At 72.4% G+C, this 13,906-nt stretch carries 17 protein-coding genes; 8 read left to right on the forward strand and 9 right to left on the reverse strand.

Features of this window, described 5'->3' with window-relative positions:
* Positions 1–3 precede the first annotated feature (3 nt).
* A complete protein-coding gene (locus ACPU2J_RS01655; RefSeq protein WP_361607096.1) occupies positions 4–1,104 on the reverse strand; it encodes a terpene synthase family protein in 1,101 nt (366 codons plus the stop codon).
* Positions 1,101–2,033 carry an SAM-dependent methyltransferase gene (locus ACPU2J_RS01660; protein WP_420082064.1) on the reverse strand — a complete coding sequence of 311 codons (933 nt, stop codon included), beginning with the start codon at positions 2,031–2,033 and terminating at the stop codon, positions 1,101–1,103. Before ACPU2J_RS01660 ends, ACPU2J_RS01655 begins: the two co-directional genes overlap by 4 nt.
* Positions 2,034–2,417: 384 nt before the next feature.
* Here ACPU2J_RS01660 and ACPU2J_RS01665 point away from each other — a divergent pair, with 384 nt between their 5' ends.
* The 4 genes from ACPU2J_RS01665 to ACPU2J_RS01680 are packed head-to-tail and all read left to right on the forward strand — an operon-like array spanning position 2,418 to position 3,552.
* Entirely contained in the window at positions 2,418–2,585 is a 168-nt protein-coding gene (locus ACPU2J_RS01665; RefSeq protein WP_423832554.1) for a hypothetical protein, read from the forward strand.
* On the forward strand, positions 2,582–3,100 hold the full coding sequence (locus ACPU2J_RS01670; RefSeq protein ID WP_423832555.1) for a hypothetical protein: 519 nt from the start codon (positions 2,582–2,584) through the stop codon (positions 3,098–3,100). The genes ACPU2J_RS01665 and ACPU2J_RS01670 overlap by 4 nt, the downstream gene beginning before the upstream one ends.
* Before the next feature lie 9 nt (positions 3,101–3,109).
* A complete protein-coding gene (locus tag ACPU2J_RS01675) occupies positions 3,110–3,382 on the forward strand; it encodes a hypothetical protein (protein ID WP_423832556.1) in 273 nt (90 codons plus the stop codon).
* A complete protein-coding gene (locus ACPU2J_RS01680) occupies positions 3,379–3,552 on the forward strand; it encodes a hypothetical protein (protein ID WP_423832557.1) in 174 nt (57 codons plus the stop codon). Before ACPU2J_RS01675 ends, ACPU2J_RS01680 begins: the two co-directional genes overlap by 4 nt.
* Positions 3,553–3,572: 20 nt before the next feature.
* On the opposite strand, the gene ACPU2J_RS01685 is transcribed toward ACPU2J_RS01680, so the two are convergent.
* The 3 genes from ACPU2J_RS01685 to ACPU2J_RS01695 form a co-directional block, all read right to left on the reverse strand.
* The gene (locus tag ACPU2J_RS01685) at positions 3,573–4,799 is read right to left on the reverse strand and encodes a PP2C family protein-serine/threonine phosphatase (protein ID WP_420082060.1); all 1,227 of its coding nucleotides are present in this window, start codon (positions 4,797–4,799) and stop codon (positions 3,573–3,575) included.
* 115 nt (positions 4,800–4,914) lie between these two features.
* Entirely contained in the window at positions 4,915–5,946 is a 1,032-nt protein-coding gene (locus ACPU2J_RS01690) for a hemolysin family protein (protein WP_420082059.1), read from the reverse strand.
* Positions 5,943–7,280, reverse strand: coding sequence for a hemolysin family protein (locus ACPU2J_RS01695; RefSeq protein WP_423832558.1), 1,338 nt, complete (start codon positions 7,278–7,280; stop codon positions 5,943–5,945). Before ACPU2J_RS01695 ends, ACPU2J_RS01690 begins: the two co-directional genes overlap by 4 nt.
* A gap of 331 nt (positions 7,281–7,611) precedes the next feature.
* Between ACPU2J_RS01695 and ACPU2J_RS01700 the strand changes: the two genes are divergently transcribed.
* Both ACPU2J_RS01700 and ACPU2J_RS01705 read left to right on the forward strand, forming a co-directional pair.
* The gene (locus ACPU2J_RS01700) at positions 7,612–8,628 is read left to right on the forward strand and encodes a sporulation protein (RefSeq protein WP_423834918.1); all 1,017 of its coding nucleotides are present in this window, start codon (positions 7,612–7,614) and stop codon (positions 8,626–8,628) included.
* A gap of 135 nt (positions 8,629–8,763) precedes the next feature.
* Positions 8,764–8,964: an antitoxin gene (locus ACPU2J_RS01705; RefSeq protein ID WP_420082058.1), complete on the forward strand. Its 201-nt coding sequence runs from the start codon at positions 8,764–8,766 to the stop codon at positions 8,962–8,964.
* A gap of 4 nt (positions 8,965–8,968) precedes the next feature.
* Here ACPU2J_RS01705 and ACPU2J_RS01710 read toward each other — a convergent pair whose 3' ends face one another.
* Both ACPU2J_RS01710 and ACPU2J_RS01715 read right to left on the reverse strand, forming a co-directional pair.
* Positions 8,969–9,901 carry a M56 family metallopeptidase gene (locus tag ACPU2J_RS01710; protein WP_365071923.1) on the reverse strand — a complete coding sequence of 311 codons (933 nt, stop codon included), beginning with the start codon at positions 9,899–9,901 and terminating at the stop codon, positions 8,969–8,971.
* A gap of 4 nt (positions 9,902–9,905) precedes the next feature.
* The gene (locus ACPU2J_RS01715) at positions 9,906–10,310 is read right to left on the reverse strand and encodes a BlaI/MecI/CopY family transcriptional regulator (RefSeq protein WP_361606422.1); all 405 of its coding nucleotides are present in this window, start codon (positions 10,308–10,310) and stop codon (positions 9,906–9,908) included.
* A 232-nt stretch (positions 10,311–10,542) separates the two neighbouring features.
* Here ACPU2J_RS01715 and ACPU2J_RS01720 point away from each other — a divergent pair, with 232 nt between their 5' ends.
* A complete protein-coding gene (locus ACPU2J_RS01720) occupies positions 10,543–11,520 on the forward strand; it encodes a CorA family divalent cation transporter (protein ID WP_423832559.1) in 978 nt (325 codons plus the stop codon).
* A 157-nt stretch (positions 11,521–11,677) separates the two neighbouring features.
* On the forward strand, positions 11,678–12,193 hold the full coding sequence (locus ACPU2J_RS01725) for a pyridoxamine 5'-phosphate oxidase family protein (protein ID WP_420082056.1): 516 nt from the start codon (positions 11,678–11,680) through the stop codon (positions 12,191–12,193).
* 78 nt (positions 12,194–12,271) lie between these two features.
* On the opposite strand, the gene ACPU2J_RS01730 is transcribed toward ACPU2J_RS01725, so the two are convergent.
* Positions 12,272–12,934: a hypothetical protein gene (locus ACPU2J_RS01730; RefSeq protein WP_365492208.1), complete on the reverse strand. Its 663-nt coding sequence runs from the start codon at positions 12,932–12,934 to the stop codon at positions 12,272–12,274.
* Between the two features lie 225 nt (positions 12,935–13,159).
* A complete protein-coding gene (locus ACPU2J_RS01735; RefSeq protein ID WP_420082054.1) occupies positions 13,160–13,705 on the reverse strand; it encodes a hypothetical protein in 546 nt (181 codons plus the stop codon).
* Between the last annotated feature and the right edge of the window lie 201 nt (positions 13,706–13,906).

A 13,906-nucleotide genomic window follows, 5' to 3' on the forward strand; every position in this document is an offset into this window, starting at 1 on the left:
CGTTCAGCCGTCCAACGGGCGCCACCAGGAGGCGAGGGCCGGCAGCCCGGCCGGCGGCTCGGTGCCGTCCGCCGTCGGGGCGTCGGAGTACCGGATCTCGAAGCGGGCCTCCGCGCGGGGCAGGGCGTTGCGGTTGCGGGGGCTCGCGTACCGCGGGGCGCGCGTCTGCCAGGCGATCGAGCCGGCGACGTAGTGGCACAGCGCCCGTACGTGGGCGTCCAGCCGGTCGTCGGCCCGTTCCTCGATGCGTTCCCGCAGCCGGAGGAAGAGCCCCATCACCCGGTCGCGCAGGGCGACCGCGAGCGGTACCGCCTCCTCCGGCGAGCAGCGTTCCCGGTGGGCGAGGACGTTGACGAGGTTGATCTCGCGCGGCTCCAGATGGTCGTCCTTGTCGTAGGAGAACAGGTCGTTGTCCGCGCTGACGACGAACCCGGCGGCGTCGGTGAGGGCCATGACGGCGGGAGAGCAGAGCAGGTCCGCGGGCAGCCGTTCCCCGCGGGCCACAGCCGACCAGGTCATGGAGAAGCGGGTGCCGTTGGCCAGGGGCCCCATCGCGACGAAGTCGTTCAGGCCCGGCATACCTCCGCTCTCCGCCCGTGCGGCCCGCCACGCCGCTCCCAGCAGCCAGTCCCGGGTGCCCTCAGTGAACCGGCGCAGCTCGTAGGGGGTGAGCAGGGCGTGGGTGCGGTGCACGAGGTCCAGCAGGGCCCGGGTCATGGGGCCTTCGGGGAGCACGGCTGCCCCGGGGTCCTCCACGGTCCGCAGGAGCCGCACCCCGTGCTCGACGACGGCTCCCGTGCCCACCTCGGGGGAACCGGAGTCCTGCCAGTCGTCGACCGCGTTGGCCCAGTAGTTCCACTCGGTGAACAGCAGCAGGGCCTCCGGGTCGCCCTCGGGGATGATGCGGGAGGAGAAGTCGGCGCTGTGGGTGGCGAGTCCCCAGGCACGCTCGACCGGATCGGGGTACAGGCCGAAGGAGTCCAGCCACTCGACCGCGCGGGCCTCGACCTGCTTCGCCTCGGGATGGACCCGGTCGCGCTCCAGGGGGCAGTAGAAGGGCGGAAGGGAGGGGCCGAGCAGCGAGGGGCGCGGGGAGGCGGTCATCGGCCGCCCCCGATCCGGAAGCGCAGCAGTCGTGTCTCCACCGCGTGGTCGCGCCAGAGCCGGAAGAACCTGCTGTGCGCGACCGTCGACTGCTGGAGCCGCTCCGCGGTCCAGGCGCCGGGCTCGGGTCCGGATCCGGCGGTGCCGCCGAGGGAGCGCAGGCGGTCCAGCTCGGCGGTGTTCCAGGCCAGGGACTGCATCCAGAACTCCGCGACCTCGTGGGTCACGTCCTCGTCCTGGACCAGCTCGAATCCGGCCGCCTCCGCCGCCGCCAGGTACTCCTCACGGCCTCCGAGGCGGGTGCGGTAGTAGCCGTCCATGAAGTCGCGCCACTGCGAGCGGCCCGCGAAGTGCTCCTGGATGCCGAACCAGCCGCCGGGTTCGAGTGCCTTCGCCACGACCTGGAAGAGCCGTTCCCGGTCGGTGTAGCCGCTGCTCTCGTTGGCGTAGACCGCGTCGTACGCCGCTCTCGCGTCGAGGTGGTGGACGTCCGCGAGGACGGGCCGGACTCTGCCGTCGACCCCGGCCTGGCGGGCGAACTCACGTACCAGGGGGATGTGTTCGGCGGCGACGGTGAGTCCGGTGACCGATGTGCCGTGCTGCTCGGCCCAGTAGAGGGAGGTCCCTCCCAGGCCGCAGCCGATGTCCAGCAGGCGGCGGGGCGGCTCGTCGTACGCGCCCCAGGAGCGCGCCGAGTGCTCGACGATGCGCTCCTGCGCCTCGAACAGGCCCCGTTGGAGGGCGCTCTGGGGGACGGTGGTGTCCGGGAAGCCGTCCGGATAGAGCCCTACGTGGAAGTGGACGCGTGGGCCCGGACCGTACTTCTGCATGATCTCCTGTGTCTTGCGGCTGTAGTACAGCCGCACGGCGTCGTCCGCCTCCGACTCCTGGCCGGTTCCTAACGACGATACGAAGGGTATGGCGCGCATGGGATGTCCGCCTCTCGGGGTGATCCGGCCTGCGCGACGCGGTCCTCGCTGCCGATCGCGTTCGCACGTTGACAGTTGAAGCACGGATCATCGTGGCACTTCACGGGCTCCTCGTCAGCCCACTGAGCAGCACGGACCTGCATCGGGCCCCGTCGGAAGCACGGATTCCCCGAAGGGGTCGTGCGCGGGCGTACGCCGGTGCCGACGAAGGCCCTGCGTTCGAAATCACCTTGCCTCGCGCGGTGGGGGGTACGAGGCTGCCTCCATGGACCGTCCGCCGCACGTGATCGACCTCGGTGACCTGATCCTGCGCCGCTTCGCGCGGGATGCGGACCTTTCCGAACTGTGGCGGGTCATCGAGGAGTCCTCGGAGCGCCTGCGCCCGTGGATGGCGTGGGTGGCCGGCCACGACGGGCCGCGACCGCCCGGTTCCTGGACCTTCGCCACGAAGCCTGGGAGGAGGGCATGTGGGAGGGAGCCGTGGTCGGCGCCTGCCAGCTGTTCCGGCGGGACGGCTGCCGGGGCGAGGGCCTGGAGGCCGACCCGCCATGAACGACACCTTCCGCTTTTCCCGCCGCGGCCTCATACGGGCCGGTGCCGGCGTCTCGCTCGCCGCGCCGGGGCTCGGCGCCGGTGCGCAGTCGGCGTCCGCCGCGGTGGCCGTGACCAAGCGGTTCGACCTCGCCGAGCCGTCGTACGACCTGTTCCGGTCGAAGGACACGCACGGTGCGCGGGTCCAGCAGAGCTTCGCGTTCGACTGGAAGAACAAGTTCCTGTACGTGGCGACGAAGCGGAGCGGCAGCGCGGAGTCCGACGGCGACCTGTGCATCAACAAGATGGACTTCGACGGGAACTACCTGTCGTACATGCACCTCGACGACTTCGGCCACGGCGTGGCCTTCGCGGCGGTGCCGGACGGCTCCGACACCGAGCTGTGGATCGAGTGCGCCGCGAACTCCGGCGGCTACGGCACGGCCCTCGCGCCCATCACCTACCGCGGCGGCACCACCCTCGGCTCGCCGGCCGCCTCGGCCGCGTACCGGCCGATCGCGGGGGCCAGTGAGTAGACCTGTTCGGTGGACCCGGTGCACGAGCGCATGATCGTCCGCTACCACACCAGCGCCGGCAAGCGCATCGCCGTGTACCCGCTGTCCGCGTTCACGACGCGCAGCTTCGGCACGCCGCCGGCCGACTTCAAGCAGCCGTCGATCCCGGGGACCGCACAGGGCTACACGCTCTACGGCTCGTACATGTACTTCCTGACCGGTGACGCGTACCCCGGCGACGCACTCCCACGGGCGACGGCAACACGTACGTCACCAGCGTCGACATCAACACGGGCGCCGTGAAGCAGGGCCCCGTCCTGACCAAGGCAGGCTCCACCCTGCACCATCGCGAGCCCGAGGGCCTGGCGATCTACCGCACCGACGGGGGCGAGCCCCGGCTCTTCATCGGCTTCGCCACCGGGCAGGAGGGCGACCGCCGTTCGAGCATCTTCTACAAGAACGCGCTGGTCTGAGCCGCTCCGGTCGGGCGGCGTCACAGACGGACGATCACGAGGGCCGTGTCGTCGGTGGTGCCCCCGGCCGGGAGGAGTTCGAGGAGGAGGGAGTCCGCGAGGGCTTCGGGGTCGGCCGCGCGGTGACGGCCGAGGGAGTCGGCGAGCCGGGCGAGGCCGGTGTCGATGTCCTCGCTGCGCCGTTCGATGAGGCCGTCGGTGTAGAGGACCAGGGTGTCGCCCTCGGAGAAGGTGAGGCTCGCCTGCGGCCGGGGCACGTGCTCGGGGCGGGCGCCGAGCGGCGGATCGGTGGCCTCGTCCAGGAAGTCGACGGTCCCGTCGCGGTGGAGCAGGGCGGGCGGCAGGTGGCCGGCGCTGCTGTAGGTGATGGTGTGGGTGTCCCAGTCGATGCAGGTCTCCACGGCGGTGGTGTTCTCGGCGCCCTCGACGGACCGGGCGTACAGACCGAGGACCTCCAGGGCCTGGGCCGGGCCGTCGGCGACGCGGGAGGCGGCGCTGAGGGCGCTGCGGAGCAGGCCCATGACGCCGGCCGCCTGCAGGCCGTGGCCGACGACGTCGCCGACGGCGACGCCGATGCGGTCGCCGGGGAGGTCGACGAGGTCGTACCAGTCGCCGCAGACGTTGAGGGAGCCGACGGCGGGCCGGTAGCGCACGGCGGCGCGGTGGTGTCCCACGGGGCCGGGGGCGGGCAGCATCACGGCCTGGAGGGCGAGGGCGACCTCGCGTTCGCGGGCGTGGGCCTCGCGCAGCCGTTCGTTGACGGCCTGGAGTTCCCGGGCCCGGGTGTACAGCTCGGCCTCCAGCACCCGGGTGCGGCTGTCCTTGGGGCCGGAGCGGGCCTTGATCAGGGCCGTCACCTCCTCGACCCGGTGGATGAGCAGGACGACCCGCCCGTCCGCGTCGAGCACGGGGGCGTTGACCGGGCTCCAGTAGCGCTCCTCCCACTCGCCGGGGTTGTCCACGGACTCCACGTCGTAGCGCTGGAGGGCCATGGTGTCAGGTTCGCCGGTGGCGAGGACCCGGCGCAGCGAGGCTCCGAGGTTGCGCGTGCCCGAGGCGGCGGGGTCGTCCGGGTTGTCGGGGAAGACGTCGAACAGGTAGCGGCCGACGAGGTGCTCGCGGGTCCGGCCGGATCCGCGCAGGAACTCGTCGCTGACGTCCGCGTACCGCAGGTCGGGGGTGAGCAGGGCCACCATGCCGGGCAGTGCGCGGAACACCGCCGCGTAGTCGATACCCGTCTCCGCCATGACAGCCTGCCCGGAGCTCGATCGCGTACGTGCCTGCCTCCACGATAGGAGCCGGGCGGCACGCCTGCCCGGCACGGCCCCGCCGAACGGGGACGGGGCCGTGCCGGGTGGAGGTCTAGCGGGTGCTGCCGGGGGCGGCGGCTTCGCCGACCAGCTCCTCCAGGACGTCCTCCATGGTCACGTAGCCGACGACGGTGCCGTCATCGTCCGTGACGGCGGCGAGGTGGGTGCCCGCGTCGCGCATGGCCGTCATGGTGTCGTCCAGCGGGGTGTCGACCGGGACCCGGGTGACCGTGTGCAGGGCCGTGCGCGGGAAGGGCGCGGACCGGTCGGTGGCGGCGAGGGCGTCCTTGATGTGGAGGAAGCCCAGGATGCTGCCGCCCGTCCCCGTGACCACCAGCCGGGAGAAGCCGTGCCGGGCTGCGGTGCGCTCCAGTCCGCGCGGGGTGATGTCCTGCTCCACGGTGACGAAGTCGGCGCGCGGGATCATGATCTCGCCGACCTTGCGGGTGCCGAGTTCCAGCGCGTCCTGGAGGCGTTCGCTGTCCTCCGGGGCGAGGAGCCCGGCGTCGCGGGAGTCCTTCACCAGCCGGGCGAGCTCGCCGTCGGTGAAGACCGCGGCGACCTCGTCCTTCGGTTCCACCTTGAGCAGGCGCAGCAGGGTGTTCGCGAAGGCGTTGATGCCGAAGATCAGCGGACGCAGGGCCCGGGTCAGGGCGACCAGGGGCGGTCCGAGCAGCAGCGCCGTCGGGGCCGGTGCGGCCAGCGCGATGTTCTTGGGGACCATCTCGCCGATCAGCATGTGCAGGTACGTCGCCAGGGTCAGGGCGATCACGAAGGCGATCGGGTGGATCAGCGCCTCGGGCACGCCGATCGCGGCGAACGGCGGTTCCAGCAGGTGGGCGATGGCCGGTTCGGCCACGGCGCCCAGGACCAGCGAGGACACGGTGATGCCGAGCTGGGCGGTGGCCATGAGCGCGGACAGGTGCTCCAGGCCCCACAGGGTGGTCCTGGCCCGCCGGTTGCCCTTGAGCGCCGCCGGCTCGATCTGGCTGCGGCGCACGGAGATCATGGCGAACTCGGCGCCGACGAAGAAGGCGTTGGTGACCAGGGTCAGGGCACCGATCAGCAGCTGGACGGTGGTCATCGGGCCTCCTCCACGGTCTCCTCGGACAGGGCCGGCGCGGGCGCGGTGATGGTCACCCGGTCGGCGCGGTGGTGCTCGACGTCGAGCACGGTGAATGCCCAGCCGTCGACGTGGACGGTGTCGCTCTCGACGGGGATGCGCTCGAGCCGGGTGGCGATCAGGCCGGCGAGGGTCTCGTACGGGCCCTCGGGCGCGGCGAGACCGATCTGTTCCAGCTCGTCGAGGCGGACGCCGCCGTCGGCCTCCCAGACCCGTCGGCCGTTGTCCTCCGGGGCCTCGATGAGGTCGGGGACCTCCAGCGGGTCGTGCTCGTCACGCACCTCGCCGACGACCTCCTCGACGATGTCCTCGACGGTGGCCACGCCCGCGGTGCCGCCGTACTCGTCGATCACGACGGCCATGGTGCGGGCCTTGCGCAGCCTGCCCAGGAGGGTGTCGACGGGGAGGGAGTGCGGGACCAGGAGCGGTTCGCTCATGAGGTCGGTGAGGGGGGTGTGGCGGCGCTCGTCCTCCTCGACGGCCAGGACGTCGCGGACGTGGACGGTCCCGATGACCTCGTCGAGGGTGTGGCGGTAGACGGGGAAGCGGGAGATGCCGGTGGCCAGGGCGAGGTTCGCGGCGTCCTGCGCGGTGGTGTGGGCCTCCAGGGCCTGCACGTCCACGCGCGGGGTCATCACGTTCTCCGCGGTCAGCTCGGCCAGGTGCAGGGTCCGCACGAACAGCTCGGCCGAATCGGGCTCTATCGCGCCCTCGCGGGCGGAGTGCCGGGCGAGAGCCACCAGCTCCTCGGGGGTGCGGGCGGAGGCCAGCTCCTCGGCCGGCTCCAGCCCGAAGCGGCGCACGAGGCGGTTGGCGGTGTTGTTCAGGTGCCGGATCAGCGGCGCGAACAGGGCCGTGAACGCACGCTGCGGACCGGCCACGACCTTGGCGACGCCCAGCGGGTGGGAGATCGCCCAGTTCTTCGGGACGAGCTCGCCCACCACCATCAGGACGATCGTGGAGAGCGCCACGCCCAGCAGGGTCGCGGTGGTGGCGACGGCGCCCTCGGGCAGGCCGGCCGCGGTCAGCGGGCCGCGCAGCAGTGCCGACACGGACGGCTCGGCGAGCATGCCGATGACCAGCGAGGTCACGGTGATGCCCAGCTGGGCGCCGGACAGCTGGAAGGTGAGCCGCTTGGCGGCCTTCAGGGCGCTCTCGGCGCCACGCTCGCCGGCCGCCGCGGCGCGCTCGAGCTCACCGCGCTCGACGGTGGTCAGGGAGAATTCGGCGGCGACGAACACCGCGCAGGCCAGCGTCAACGCCAGCGCGAGGAGCAGCAGCAGGATCTCGGTCACCGTGCCACCCCCGCTCCCGGATCAAGGTTCTTCGGGCAGGTCGCGGCACGGCAGGGACTGGGAGGTTCACCCATTGCGGGTCTGCTGCTCCGTTCTCTTCTCGGGCGGACACGGGGTCCGGACAGGTGTTTGGTTACGGACAGTATCCGCGACCGGATGGCAAAGGGCAAGTAAAGCCGGGCCCGCGGCCGGCGTACCTTTCACGCCGACCTGCGGCACGGGGCTTCGCCGCCGTCTCGCCGCTCCTATGCTTCTACATGCGTGTAGATTTTTCCAGCGCGGATCCGCACGCGCAGACCACGACCGCATGACCGAAGGAGTGAACGCCACGATGGTGTTCCAACGACTGCTCGGCTCGATGGGCATCGGCGGTCCCTCCGTCGACACCGTCCTCGACCCGGTGAGCTCCGTGCCCGGCGGGAACCTGTCCGGCGAGGTCCGCCTCACCGGCGGACGGGCCGACGCCGACATCGAGCACATCACCCTCGAACTCGTCGCCCGGGTGGAGGCCGAGACCGAACACGGCGAGCACGACGGCAGCGTCGTCTTCGAGCGGTTCACCGTGGCCGGCGGCTTCCGCCTGCGTGAGGGCGAGCAGCGCAGCGTGCCGTTCGCCGTCACCCTGCCGTGGGAGACCCCGGTCACCGAGCTCCACGGGCAGTCGCTCGGCATCGTCCTCGGCGTGCGCACCGAGCTCGGCGTCGCCGGAGCCCGGGACAAGGGCGACCTCGACGCGTTCTCCGTCCGCCCCCTCCCCGTTCAGGAAGCGGTGCTGGAGGCCTTCGGTCAGCTCGGCTTCGGCTTCGCGTCCGCCGACCTGGAGTACGGGCGGATCGGCGGAACCGGCCAGCAGCTGCCCTTCTACCAGGAGATCGAGCTCAGCCCCGCCCCGCAGTACGCGGGGCGGTTCCACGAGATCGAGATCACCTTCCTCGCCTCCCCGGGCGGAATGGAGGTGGTCCTGGAGGCCGACAAGCGCGGCGGCGTCTTCGGCGGCGGGGGCGACGCCCTCGCCCGTCACACCGTCGGCCACGACCAGGCGGCCCGCACCGACTGGAACACCGAGGTCGACGGCTGGATCCGGGCCCTGGTCGAGGCGCACGGCGCGCGGAAGGGCCACGGCTACCCGGACCACGACGCGCACGGACACGCCACGCACGGGCACTCCGGTCACGGGCACGGTGGTCACGGGCGTTCCGGTCCGGGGATGGGCACGGCCGTCGCCGCCGGTGCGGCCGGTCTGGCGGTCGGCGTGGCCGGAGGGCTGGTGGCCGCCGAGGTCGTGGACGAGGTCGGCGACTTCTTCGAGGGCGACGAGGACGAGGGCGACGGCGACGACGAGTCCTGACGCGCCGCACCGCCCGGCGCGCACCGCCCGGCGCGCACCGCACGGCGCGTGCGTGTCGTCCGCCGGGCGGCGGTCGTTCAGCCGACGTGCCCCGCGGTCACCCGCGACCGCACCCATCCGTGAGAGGAACGAAGCATGTTCGACAACCTGAAGGGCCTGGTCGGCAAGGCGGCCGAGCTCGCCACCGAGCACGGCGACACGCTGGCCCAGGGCCTGGACAAGGTCGCCGGCGTCGTCGACGACAAGACCGACGGCAAGTACAGCAGCCACATCGAGACCGGCGTGGACAAGGCGAAGGGCTTCCTCGCCGGCCTGGGAGACAAGTCTTCCGCCTGACGGCTCAGGCGGAGAACGTGGCCGCGTGCAGGATGAAGTAGAGGGTGACGGCCGCGTTCGCGGAGGACAGCGCCGAGACGGTCGCCCCGCCCGCCGCCGCCCACACGGCGAGGCCGACCGTGGTGAACGCCGGCGGCCAGGCGCGGCCCGCGGGCGCCGGCCCCAGCAGCGCGGCGACCCGGCGCGGGACCGGCCCGGCCACCGCGAACTGGGCCGCCACCGCAGGCCCGCCGCGGGAGATCAGCGCGGCCTTGCCGATCGCCCGGGCCACCGTCCGCCGGCTGCCGACGCGGGCCGCGGCCTCCTCGTCGGCCCATCGCTCGGACGTGTAGGCCACAGCGGTGCACAGCGGCCGCAGGAACGGATTGGCCCGCGCCGCCAGCCGTACGGCCAGCAGGTAGCGGTGGTGGCGGCCGTTCAGGTGGGCCCGCTCGTGCGCGAACAGGGCCCGGCGCTCACGGGAGGTGAGGGCCGCGAGCATGCCCCTGCTGACCACCACGCGGTCACCCTGCCGGCCGGGCAGGGCGTACGCGTACGGGGCGTCGTCCGGCAGCACCGCCACCGGCCCGGGCCGGTGCGTGCGCAGGGCGTCCTTCGCGGCGCGGAGCAGGCGCCGGTGGCGCAGCGCGGCGGTGGTACACGAGGCCAGCACCGTCAGCAGGGCCGGAATCGCCAGACGCCCGGCGACCTCGTCGTACGGGACGGCCTCGCGGACCTCCGGGTCCGACCAACCGTCCGGCAGCGGGTTGCCGGGCAGTTGCGCGGTGCCGACCACCATGACGAGGGCCAGGCACAGGGTGCTGCAGCAGGCCAGCACGGCCGCGATCAGGGTCAGCAGCCGAGTGGCGGTACGCGGATGGAGATGCTGCTCGGCGAGGCGTGCGATCGGCCAGGCCGTGAGCGGAAGGACGAGCGGCAGGAAGACGAAGACCCCCATGGCGTCAGTCTTCCTCCTCCTCGCCCGCCTGCGACAGCAGGTCGCGCAGCATCCGCTCGTCCCCCGGGGGCAGCGCGGTGACGAAGCTGGCCAGCACCGCGTGCCGGTTCTCCTCGCCGTCCAGCACCCGGCGCATGCGCAGGGCCGCGAGCCCCGCGCCGTCGGCGACGGGCGTCCATCGGAAGGAGCGGCCCACGCGTTCGCGTTCCACGGCTCCCTTGGCGTGCAGCCGCGTCAGGATCGTGATCACCGTGGTGTACGCCAGCTCGCCGCCGAGGCGTTCCTGCACCCAGGCGACGGTGACGGGGCCGGGTGCCTCGCCCAGGGCGCTCAGCACCGCGCCCTCGAGTTCGCCCTGGCCGCGCCGGCGCGCGTGCTGCCCCGAGCCGCCTTCGTGCCCGTCCGCCATGCCGCAGGCCTCCCGCCTTCGTACCCCCGCCCGTTCCGGGCGGTTCATCGTACCGACACCATGGTCCGCACGACCGCCCGCCGCGGGGCTCCCGCCGTCCGGCCGCACCTCACCTGTTCGAGGTGTGTTGCCGGGCCGAACGGTTCCTCGGATTGCGCCGCGCCCGGCCCCGTAGAGGCTGGGAAGCCAGGCATCCGATCGCACAGGGCGAGGGTCAATGATCGTATCGGTGATGTCCATGCCGGACGGCACCATGGCCCGCGCCCCTGTGTCCGAGGCCCGTCAGCGCCTCGCCACCTCGCCCTTCCTGCTCGTCGACGTCGAACTGCCCGAGGGCTCCACGCCCGCCGGACAGCCCCTCGCCCACCTGCTCGGCCTGGAGACCGAGGACCTGGAGTGGCTCGGCGCCGAGGGCGAATCCGCCCGGGCCGAGTTCTTCGGGGACAGCGCCGCGTTCGTGGTGCCGGCGATCGAGGCGGGCGAGGTGGTCCACGTCCACCTGGTCGTCACCGAGAGGTACCTCCTCACAGTCCACCGCGGGGCGGCCCGGCTGGTCGAGAACCTCGTGGCCCGCTTCCCGAACGAACACCCTGCCGACGCCGTGGCCATGCTGTTCCTGCTGCTGGACGAGGCCCTGGAAACCTACCGCGAGTCCGCCGTCCAGGCCCTGCTGGACGTGGAGGACCTGGAGGACGAGGTGTTCCGCCGAAGGCAGCCGGAGCAGGTCTACCGGCTGGCACGGCTGCGGCGCACGGCGGCGCGGCTGCACCACACGCTCCTGCCCTACCACCGGGTGACGGAGGAGACGGTCACCCGGCGGATGATGAGCGGCAACTTCCCCGAGGAGCGCCAGCGGCTTGTGCGCGAGCACCAGCGCACGGCGCGGCTGGTGCTCACGGACATCGAGTCGCTCCAGGAAGCGGCCCGGCGGGCGTTCGGCACGTACTCCTCCCTGGTCTCCGGCGACCAGAACGGAGTCATCAACCGCCTCGCGATCGTGTCGACGATCTTCCTGCCGCTGACCTTCCTGACCGGCTTCTTCGGCATGAACTTCGCCTACCTGACGGACGAGCTGGAGAGCGGGGCGGTCTTCTGGCTGCTCGCCGTCGGCCTGCAGGTGGCCTTCCTGGCCGTCGCGCTCTACGTACTGCACCGCACCGGCCTGTGGCGCAGGCTCAGGGACGACGACGGCCAGACGGACGACGGCTAGGACGGAGGCCCGCGTTCTTCGGCAGGAGCCCGGGTCCGGCCAGGAGGACCCGGCGCCACCGCCTGCGCCACCGTCACCGGACGGGCTTCCGACCGGCGCCGATGCGCCGACTCCTCGCGGCCGTCGCCGTCGTCAACCGACGGGCTACTGTGGACCGATGCGTGAGACGCCCGAAGAACTCGACGAGCTCCAGGCCCTGCTCGACGCCTCCCTGTCCCGCTCCACCGATCACCTCCGTGCGATCGTCGCCGAGCGGACCGTGACCGCCGAGCAGCTCACCCGGATCCTGGCCGGCATGTGCACCCTGGCGCTGTCCACCGTGACGGCGAAGGGCGAGCCGCGGATCAGCGGCGTGGACGGGCACTTCCTGCACGGCCGGTGGTACTTCGGTACGGCACGCGGCGCCGCCAAGGCCCGCCACCTCGCGGCCCGCCCCGCCGCCAGCGTCGCCCATATGCGCGGCGAGGACCTGGGGGTGTTCACGCACGGCACGGTGGAGATCCTCAACCCCGAGGACGACGAGCCGGCCGCGGACTGGCCGGACCTGCTCGCCTACCTCAAGGACTTCTACGGCGACCACTCCGACTGGGACAAGGACGTGATCTACTACCGGCTGCGTCCGCACTGGATGACCGTCTACGCCCCCGACGCCGCGAAGCTCCTCGCCACATGACCGCCGGCTGACGGAACAGGCCCTCCGGGCGCCCCTGTCACGGTGTTCCCCGGGCCCCGGTGGGGCCCGGGGAACGGCTCAGCCGACGCGTTCGATGCGCGCGCGGCGGATGAGGTTCTTGCCGGGCTCCCGCACCTTCTCGAACGCCGCGTTGTTCAAGAGCACACAGCTGCCGGACGGACCGTTCACCGTCACCGTCGTCGCCTGACCGTTGTCCAGGTTCGTCACCTTCAGCTTCGTCCCCACCGGGAACGTCCCGCTGCTCGCCGCCGGCGGACCCGCCTCACCCGACAACGTCACCGTCGACCCCTGACAGACCACCTCGCCGGTGGCGGGCGGTGCCTGCACCGCCGTCGGGCCGGCGGCACCCGCCGCCGGAGGCGGTGCCTGGCCGGCGCCCGCGACCCGTTCGACACGGGCACGGCGGATGAGGTTCTTCCCCGGCTCCCGCACCTTCTCGAACGCCGCGTTGTTCAACAGGACACAGCTGCCGGACGGACCGTTCACCGTCACCGTCGTCGCCTGACCGTTGTCCAGGTTCGTCACCTTCAGCTTCGTCCCCACCGGGAACGTCCCACTGCTCGCCGCCGGCGGACCCGCCTCACCCGACAGCGTCACCGTCGACCCCTTGCAGACGACGTCGGGGGCGGCCGCGTTGCCGGTCGCCATCGTGGCGACGACCCCACCGGCCACGAGGGCTCCCGAGACGACAGAGAGCACGAGCTTCTTCTTCAGACTCATCGTTCGTTTCCTGGACACCGGCACTCCTCGATCCACTGGACGTTGTCCCCCGTCATGTCCCGCACACGTCCGGCGGCGAGGCCCGCGTTCAGTTCTGTCACCTCCGGACAAATTCGGCGGCGCGGGGCGGCGCGGAGACGCTCCGTGAAGCACGGAACGGGCCACCACCGCGTGCGGTGGTGGCCCGTGGAGGGGTGTCGGGCGGGGCGTCCTGCCCCGGACCGGCTAGACCGGGGTGTCCGGCAGGGCGGAGAAGCCCGGGGCGCAGGCCGTGGGCGTGTTCGACGGGGTGAAGGGGGCGGCGCTGGTGGTGTTGCAGCGGGCCTGGTAGAGCGTCCCGGTGCGGTCGAGGAGGGTGATGAAGAGGTGGCCGGGGTCCTCCTCCGTCACCGCGACGCTCGTGTCGTAGATGCAGGAGGGCGCACCCGCGACGAGGCCGAGGTTGATCCACACGCCGGGGTTGCGGCTGTCGTTGAGGAAGGCGTGTCCCTGACGGTCCGTCGCCGTGCGGAAGACGGTCTCGAACAGGCCGGAGGAGGAGTAGTCGACCACGGCGGAACTCACGTCACGGCTGGTCTGACACTCCCTGGCCGCGTCGGTGTCCGTGGTAGTGGACGGCGCGGCCGGGGCAGGCTTGGCCGGGGCGGGCTTGGCGGCTGGCTTCGGGTCGGGGCCGGCGAAGGCGGTCGCCGACGGCACGACCAGCGCTCCGGCGAGCACGGCCCCCGATACTGCGGCGATCGACCGTGCTGCCCACGTGAGCGTCCTCATGGTGTTCTCTCCTTGACGGTTCGGGCCCGCCCCCGGTGGCGGTGGGCCCGTCGGTTTCCGGTGCGGCGGCCCGCGCACGGCACGCGCACCCGCCGGCCCCGCGCCCGAGGACTTCGCACGCGGGACCGGTACCTGACGGTCCGACACGGTTCGCCGCGGTCGAACCTGGCACGACGACCGGGAGAAATACGGACACCATTC

The sequence above is a fragment of the Streptomyces manipurensis genome, from assembly GCF_049570255.1.
GTDB classification, from domain to species: Bacteria; Actinomycetota; Actinomycetes; order Streptomycetales; family Streptomycetaceae; genus Streptomyces; species Streptomyces manipurensis.